This window comes from Maricaulis sp. (assembly GCF_048268525.1).
Taxonomy (GTDB): domain Bacteria; phylum Pseudomonadota; class Alphaproteobacteria; order Caulobacterales; family Maricaulaceae; genus Maricaulis.
On sequence record NZ_JBLWVH010000023.1, the window covers coordinates 47,974 to 55,617 of the forward strand.

Sequence of the window (7,644 nt, forward strand, 5' to 3'; positions counted from 1 at the left end):
CAAATAACGGCTTCGTGACAAATAATCGGCCCGCGGACAGGACTCGCGCGCGTGCGAGGCTGCTAGCGAGGAGGCTCTCATGGCCAATGTAACCGTGGTGGGTGCCCAGTGGGGCGATGAAGGCAAGGGCAAGCTGGTCGACTGGCTGTCGCACCGCGCCGATGTGGTGGCCCGTTTCCAGGGTGGTCACAATGCCGGCCACACCCTCGTTGTCGGCGAGAATGTCTACAAGCTTTCTTTGCTCCCCTCCGGTGTCGTGCGCGGCAAGCTGTCGGTGATCGGCAATGGCGTGGTCGTCGATCCCTGGGCCTTTGTGGCCGAGGTTGATCGCATTGCGCAGCAGGGCGTGAAAATCACCCCGGACGTGGTCAAGATTTCCGAGACCGCCACCCTGATCCTGCCCATCCACCGCGAACTCGATGCCCTGCGCGAGAACCGCGATGATGGCGAGCCGATCGGCACCACCCGCCGCGGCATCGGTCCGGCCTATGAGGACAAGGTCGGCCGCCGTGCCGTCCGGGTTATCGATCTGGCCGATCCGGCGGCGCTCAAGGCGCGGGTCAAGGATATCCTGCACCACCACAACGCCCTGCGCCGTGGCCTTGGTCACGAGGAATACAGTGCCGACCAGCTGGTCGCAGAGCTGACCGAGATCGCCCCGAAAATCCTGCCCTATGCGGCGCCGGTCTGGCGTGTGCTGAAAGACGCCATCAAGTCGGATCAGAAAGTCCTGTTCGAAGGGGCGCAGGGCGCGCTGCTGGACGTTGATCACGGCACCTACCCCTTTGTTACCTCGTCCAACACAGTGTCCGGCCAGGCCTCGGCCGGCACCGGCGTCGGGCCGCGCGATGTCGGCTATGTGCTGGGCATCGCCAAGGCCTATATGACCCGCGTCGGCGAAGGCCCGTTCCCGACCGAGCTCAATGATGCCGACGGCCAGATGCTGGGCGAGCGCGGCCATGAATTCGGCGTGGTGACCGGGCGCAAGCGGCGCTGCGGCTGGTTCGATGCGGTCATCACCCGCCAGACCCTGCAGGTCGGCGGCGTGCACGGCGTTGCCCTGACCAAGCTGGACGTTCTGGACGGCTTCAAGACCATCAAGGTCTGTGTCGCCTATGATCTGGACGGCGAACGGCTCGACCATCTGCCCGCCGGCAAGGAAGCCCAGGCCAGGGTCACGCCGGTCTATGAAGAGTTGCAGGGCTGGGAAGGCTCAACCGCCGGCGCCCGCTCCTGGGCCGACCTGCCGGCCGAGGCGGTCAAATATGTGCGCCGCATCGAAGAGCTGATCGAATGCCCGATCGCGCTTGTCTCGACCTCACCGGAGCGTGAGGACGTGATCCTGATGCAGGACCCGTTCAGAAGCTGACCGGCTCTTCCGTCCGGACCATGGGCCGGACGCTCAGCCCGCCTTGCCTGCCAGGTCGATCCCCAGATCGTCCCAGATTTCGTTCACGCGGGTTTTTGTCGCGTCATCCATGTCGAGCTTTTCGCCCCATTCGCGATTGGTCTCATGGCCGGTCTTGTTTGTGGCATCGAGTCCGATCTTCGAGCCAAGCCCGGACACCGGCGACGCGAAGTCGAGATAGTCGATGGGCGTATTCTCGACCGTGACGATGTCGCGGGCGGGGTCCATGCGGGTGGAGACGGCCCACATCACGTCTTTCCAGTCGCGCGCGTCGATATCGTCATCCACGACGATGATCCACTTGGTGTACATGAACTGTCTGAGGAAGGACCAGGCGCCCATCATCACGCGCTTGGCGTGGCCGGCATAGGCCTTCTTCATCGAGATCACGGCGATGCGGTAGGAGCAGCCCTCGGGCGGCAGCCAGAAGTCGAGAATTTCCGGGAATTGCTGCTGCAAGAGCGGGATGAAGACCTCGTTGAGCGCCTCGCCCAGCACGGCCGGCTCGTCCGGGGGGCGTCCGGTATAGGTGGTCAGGTAGATCGGGTCGGTGCGCATGGTGATCGCGCTGATCTGGAAGACCGGGAAATGCTCGACGGAATTGTAATAGCCGGTGTGGTCGCCATAGGGGCCTTCCGGGCCGTACTCGTCCAGCAGGACATGGCCTTCCAGCACGATCTCGGCTTCGGCGGGAACTTTCAGCGGCACGGTCCTGCAATCGACCAGCTCGGCCTTCTGACCGCGCAGAATGCCCGCGAACTGGTATTCCGACAGCGTGTCGGGGATGGGCGTGACGGCCGCCAGGATGGTGCCCGGGTCGGCGCCGAGCACGACGGCGGCGGGCAGCGGGTCGGGCTTCTTGTCCTTCCAGCGCTGATAATGCTGGGCGCCGCCGCGATGCTTGAGCCAGCGCATCAGGGTGCGGTCCTTGCCCAGTTTCTGCATGCGGTAAATGCCGAGATTGAAATCATCCTGTTTGTCGTCGGACGGTCCCTTGGTGACGACCAGCGGCCAGGTGATCAACGGCGCCGGTTCGCCGGGCCAGCAGGTCTGGATCGGCAGGCGATCGAGATCGATATCTTCGCCTGTGAGTACGATGTCCTGGCAGGGCGCTCTCTTCACCGTCTTTGGCCGCATCGACATGACGGTCTTCGCCAGTGGCAGCATGTCGAGCGCGCCCTTCATGTCGCGCGGCGGTTCGGGCTGGCGCAGGAAGGCGAGAAGCTCGCCGACTTCACGCAGTTCCTCGCCGGTTGTCCGCGCTTCACCGCCTAGCGTGACCGCTTGGGCGACGCGTTTGACCGTGCCGAACAGGTTGACGAGGCACGGCATCTCGCTCTTTTCGCCGCGCTCATTGATGACGTTCTCGAACAGGATCGCCGGCCCGCCCGCATGCAGGGTGCGCTTGTGGATCTCGGTCATTTCCAGCTCGGTCGAAACCGGCGTGGTGACCCGTACCAGATCGCCCTCGGCTTCCAGCTGGTCGATGAAATCACGGAGCGATTTGTAGGCCATGGCCGCAGTCCTGCTTTGTTGTGCATCTGAAACTGCAATTTCGCCGGGGAAAGTCCAGCCCGCTTTCCGTCGCAGGCTCAAGGCGATGGCGGGCGATCCTGAAAGTTTGATGCAATTTCGAGAAAAATGTCGGTCAAACAATTGAATGAAGCTTCAGGTCTGACCCTTAGAGGGCGTCACGAGATCGCGCCAACTGGATGACCGCATGCTGCACCGAATGGTCCTCACTGCCCGCTCGAATATCGACACCGGCCCCGGTGCGCTCAATGGTGCCTTCGGGTCCGTGCTGGCATGTTGCATGCGGACCAGTGTCGCCGAGGGACTGACTGGTGGCCTGGTGGTCGAGGATGGCCTGTTCCTGGAAGTTCTGGAGGGCAATGGCGAAGCCCTTTGCGCCTATCACACCCAGGCGGCCAGTGATGACCGGCTGGACGACCTGCAGGTGCTGGAATTCGTGCCTGTCCTGCGGCGCGATTACGAGACCTGGGCCATCGCCACTTCCAAAGCCGCAACGGCGCAGCCGGACCTAATGGGCGCGGTCAGTGAAAAGCGCGCCGGTCCCTTTGCTGTCAGCCAGCATGTGCGGCGGGTGTTGAAGAGCGGTGTCCTCGCCGAAACCCCGCCGCTTTGCGTGGCGGCCTGACGGATCTTATTCGTCGGGCCCTGACGGAGCGTCCGGTGCATCGGACGGTTCCGGCGTCTCCGGGGCGGCCGGCGGCTGCAAGGCGGCCCGAACGGCATTGGCCAGCCCGCCGGTTCGTGAGTTGACGCCGGTGGTGGCGCCAAAGCGCACGATGACCAGCTCCTGCTCGGGCATGACATAGCCCCATTGCCCCTGAAAACCGCTCATCATGATGGTCTCCGGTGGCAGGGTGCTGCGCTCATTGGGCAGCCAGAATCCCATCCCGTATTCGCCATTGGAGCCCGGTGTCGGCTCGCCGACGATTGAATACCAGTCTTCCGGCAGCAGGCGCTCGCCATCGACGACTCCATTGTCGAGATAGAGCTGGTTCAGCCGCGCCCAGTCATGGGCGGTCGCATACATGTAGGACGAGCCCTGAAAGACCCCGTTCTCACCCGGCTCCATGATCGCCGAGTAGATGCCCAGCGGCTCGAAGATGCGCTCGCGCAGCCCGGCGACCTGTTCGGGCAGGCTGTCTCCGAGCATGCGTTGCATGGTGTCGGTCGCCAGGATGGTATTGCCGCTCATGTACTGCCAGTGCTCGCCGGGCGCATGCAGGCGCTCACGGGTGGCGGCGTAGCGCGGCATGTCGGACTGGGTGAACAGCATCTCCGAATTGGGATCCATGCCGGTATTTGTCTCGGCGATGGCGAGGCCGCCAGCCATGCGTAGCAGGCTTTCGACGGTGATCTCCGACAGACGGATATCGTCGATTTCGGCGAGGGCGGGAACGGCGCCTTCGGCCTCGATGTCCAGGCGGCCTTCCTGGGTCAGGGTTCCGGCCAGCGTGGTCATGGCGCTTTTGGTCATGGACCAGCCGTGGAAGCGGGTCTCCTGGCTGGCGCCGGGTGCATAGTGCTCGGCGACCAGGCGGCCCTGGTGCAGCACCGCGACAGCCAGGGTCTGGCGGCTGTCGGCCTCGCTGTCATCAAAGGCATCCATCACCGCGGCGTCCAGGGCCGCGGTGTCGAACCAGGCGTCGCGGTGGGCGGTGTCGAGCGTCATCGGCTGGAAGTCGCGCGCGACCGGGACGGTCAGGTCGGGATCGAAATCGCCGGTGCCGTGGACCAGCGTACAGCCCAGCCCGTCGCGCCAGACTGCCCGCTGCTGCCAGAACAGGCCAAGCACGGATGAGGAGACCTCGCGGTTCTCTTCATCCATCTCATAGCCGATCACGCTGGCCGCATCGCCCAGCAAGGGGTTGAGATAGAAATCATAGGCCTGGTCCGGGTCGAGACCGGATACCCAGGTCAGAGAGCACATCTGTTTGGCAACGATACCCGTGCCCGATGGCAGGTAGACCCGACCGATCGGCGACAGGTTGAGTGCCGTGATCCCGGCGGCCAGCAGGACGGCCAGCGTGGCCCCGGCGATATAGCGCTTTTTCATGTCAGTCCCCCGAATGTCGTTGTTTTGTGGCTTAGCCCAGCTTGTCGAAATCCGGTGCCCGGCGTTCCAGAAAGGCCCCCGCGGCCTCGGCGAATTCCGGCGATTGCAGTTGCGAGGCGAAGATCGCATTTTCGCGATCCATGCGGTCCTCGATGCTTTCGACCGGCTGGCGCATCAGGGCCTTGGACGCTTTCAACGATGTCGGCGCCTTGGCCGCGAGGATGGCGGCGATGAAGCGGGCGGTTTCGTCCAGCTTGCCCGGCTCGGTGACGCGATTGACCAGGCCGGTCTCGCGGGCGCGCGTCGCATCCCATGTGTCGCCCAGCAGCAGGAGCTCGGCGGCGACGGCATGACCGAAAATGCGTGGCATGAGCTGCGAGGAGGCAAATTCCGGCGCCAGGGCCAGGTCGACGAAAGGCGTCTTGAACACGGCTCGGTCCGAGGCGACGACCAGGTCGCAATGCAGCAGCATCGTCACGCCGATCCCGATGGCGAGGCCGTCCACCGCCGCGACGACCGGCTTTTGTGCGTTCAGCAGCGCCAGCATGAAGCGGCGCACCGGCGGGATGTCGTGCTCGGAAAAGTCTGGCGGGCGCTGGGTGAAGTCGACAATGTCATTGCCGGCGGTGAACACGCCGTCGGTACCGGTGATGATGCTGACCCGGACTGACGGATCAGTGTCGGCACTTTCCAGCGCCTCGGCGGCGGCGTCATACATGTCCTGGGTGAGGGCGTTTTTCTTCGCCGGACGGTTGAAGCGTATCGTGCGGATACGGTCCGCGGTTTCGACCAGAACCTGTTCGCTCATGCGAGCCTCCCTCATGGGTTTGCCCATTCGGGCTTGTGGATATGACGGGAGCCTAGAGCAAAATGCAGGCGCTTGAACACCGTTAATCAGTTGACGTAAACGTCACTCCGGCCACGCGGTCGGCCATCAGAAATCCACCGCGATCCGGGTCAGGACGCGGTGCAACATGTCGGCATCTTCTTCGCCCAGCCGGTTCTCCAGCTCGGTATTGAGGTCGCGCAGGATGTGATCGGCGGTATCGCCCAGGGCCCGGCCTTTTTCGGTCAGCGAGACGATGGCCGAACGCTTGTCGCTGGGGGAGGTCACCTTGATGACAAGGCCCAGCGCTTCCATGCGATTGACCAGGCCGGTCACGGCCGGCGGGTGCAGGGAGAGCATCTCGCCGATATCGCCCATCCGGCGCTCGCCGCGCCGGGCCAGCAGGAACAGGACGGCAGCCTGGGCCGAAGTCACGCCGGCCACCGATTTCAGACGTGCGTCGGCATCCCGGTTGAGCTTGCGGGCAGCAATTTCGAGCAGCAGGAATAATCGCCGGTCAACGGCGCGAGCGCGGGCCATGGCGGACAGACTGGGTTGATTCTTGCCGCGGGGGGAGCGTCAGCGGTACTTCCAAACCTTGGCCTGTCGCACCTCACGGTCTTCCAGGTCGCGGGTGACGGGCACGGTGTATTCAGCCAGCTTTTCCAGCCTGTCCTGGGGCAGGAAAGAGCGTCCCGGATCGCCGATCAGCACCGTCGCGCCACGGGCATTGAGGGTCTCCAGCCAGCCGCCAATCAGGCGCGCCGGTTCGGCCTCGTAGAAGACATCTCCGGCCAGCACCACATCCCACCCGTCATCAGTGCCGACCAGATCGCCAAGCCGTGTTGTCAGCGCGACCTCATTGGCTTGTGAATTGGTCTCGATGGCGGCAATCGCGAAAGCGTCCAGCTCGCAGGCCTCGACCGAGGCGGCGCCGGCCTTCATTGCGGCAATGCCGGACACTGCCCCGCCGGCGGCAAAATCCAGTACGCGCTTGCTGGCCACGATATCCGGATTGTCGAGGCAATAGCGCGCCAGCGCTTGTCCGCCTGCCCAGGCGAAGGCCCAGAATGGCGGCGGCAGCCCCATTTCGCCCAGCGCCTCCTCGGTCTGCTCCCAGATTGACACTGTCTCGACCGCCAGGTGCAGCTTGACCTCGGGCACCAGTGGCGGCGCCATCAGCGCAGTATGGGCACGGATGAAGGTGTGGGGGTCATCGAGCCGGGGGATGCCGGACATGGCGCTTCCTGTCACTATGCGAGTGCCCCGGTTATTCGTCCGGGCGCGAGGGAGCAAGCCATCATGACCACACGCGTGACACGATCCACTTATGTATTGGCCGTCAATGATCTGGACTCGACCGCCCGCTGGTGGGTCGAAAAGCTGGGTTTCGAGCACTGGCTGCGGGCGGATGGCTGGGCCTTTCTGCGCCGCGATAATTGCTATCTGCGCATCGGCCATTGCGCCGATGCCATCCCGCCGGCCCAGCTCGGCGATCACCAGTTCTTCGCCTATGTCGAGTTCGACGACGTCAAGGCCTTCCACGACGAGATCAAGGGCCCCGGCGTCGACATCATCCATCGCCTGACGGACCAGCCCTGGGGCATGCGCGAATTTGGTGTGCAAACGCCGGACGGTCACCGGATCCTGTTTGCGCAGAATATCGAGTAGTTGGGGGAACGCGGCGGCTCGCCCTTTGAACAATTCGTACTTCGGGCAATTCGCTTTTGTCATCCCTGTCACCCGCTTGCGCGGACGCAGGACAGGGACCTATGCGCCCGCAACCAGCTAGCTCCCTGACTTTCGCCCGACCTTCGCCGGGCG

General features: G+C 64.1%; 8 protein-coding genes. 3 read left to right on the forward strand and 5 right to left on the reverse strand.

Going from position 1 to position 7,644, the window contains the following annotated elements; all coding sequences use genetic code 11:
• The first annotated feature begins 79 nt into the window (after positions 1-79).
• Complete coding sequence (locus ACN0X9_RS12095) at positions 80-1,369, forward strand: adenylosuccinate synthase (protein WP_417487834.1); 1,290 nt, start codon at positions 80-82, stop codon at positions 1,367-1,369.
• 33 nt (positions 1,370-1,402) lie between these two features.
• Here the strand turns inward: ACN0X9_RS12095 and ACN0X9_RS12100 are convergent, their stop codons facing one another.
• Entirely contained in the window at positions 1,403-2,923 is a 1,521-nt protein-coding gene (locus ACN0X9_RS12100; protein WP_417487835.1) for a UbiD family decarboxylase, read from the reverse strand.
• Between the two features lie 205 nt (positions 2,924-3,128).
• Between ACN0X9_RS12100 and ACN0X9_RS12105 the strand changes: the two genes are divergently transcribed.
• Complete coding sequence (locus ACN0X9_RS12105; protein ID WP_417487836.1) at positions 3,129-3,566, forward strand: BLUF domain-containing protein; 438 nt, start codon at positions 3,129-3,131, stop codon at positions 3,564-3,566.
• Between the two features lie 6 nt (positions 3,567-3,572).
• Here the strand turns inward: ACN0X9_RS12105 and ACN0X9_RS12110 are convergent, their stop codons facing one another.
• From ACN0X9_RS12110 to ACN0X9_RS12125, 4 genes are all read right to left on the reverse strand, one after another.
• Entirely contained in the window at positions 3,573-4,994 is a 1,422-nt protein-coding gene (locus ACN0X9_RS12110) for a serine hydrolase domain-containing protein (protein ID WP_417487837.1), read from the reverse strand.
• 31 nt (positions 4,995-5,025) lie between these two features.
• Positions 5,026-5,802, reverse strand: coding sequence for an enoyl-CoA hydratase (locus tag ACN0X9_RS12115; RefSeq protein ID WP_417487838.1), 777 nt, complete (start codon positions 5,800-5,802; stop codon positions 5,026-5,028).
• 126 nt (positions 5,803-5,928) lie between these two features.
• A complete protein-coding gene (locus ACN0X9_RS12120; RefSeq protein ID WP_417487839.1) occupies positions 5,929-6,360 on the reverse strand; it encodes a MarR family winged helix-turn-helix transcriptional regulator in 432 nt (143 codons plus the stop codon).
• A 39-nt stretch (positions 6,361-6,399) separates the two neighbouring features.
• Positions 6,400-7,059 carry a class I SAM-dependent methyltransferase gene (locus ACN0X9_RS12125; RefSeq protein WP_417487840.1) on the reverse strand — a complete coding sequence of 220 codons (660 nt, stop codon included), beginning with the start codon at positions 7,057-7,059 and terminating at the stop codon, positions 6,400-6,402.
• A 63-nt stretch (positions 7,060-7,122) separates the two neighbouring features.
• Here ACN0X9_RS12125 and ACN0X9_RS12130 point away from each other — a divergent pair, with 63 nt between their 5' ends.
• Entirely contained in the window at positions 7,123-7,491 is a 369-nt protein-coding gene (locus tag ACN0X9_RS12130) for a VOC family protein (protein ID WP_417487841.1), read from the forward strand.
• Positions 7,492-7,644: the final 153 nt, after the last annotated feature.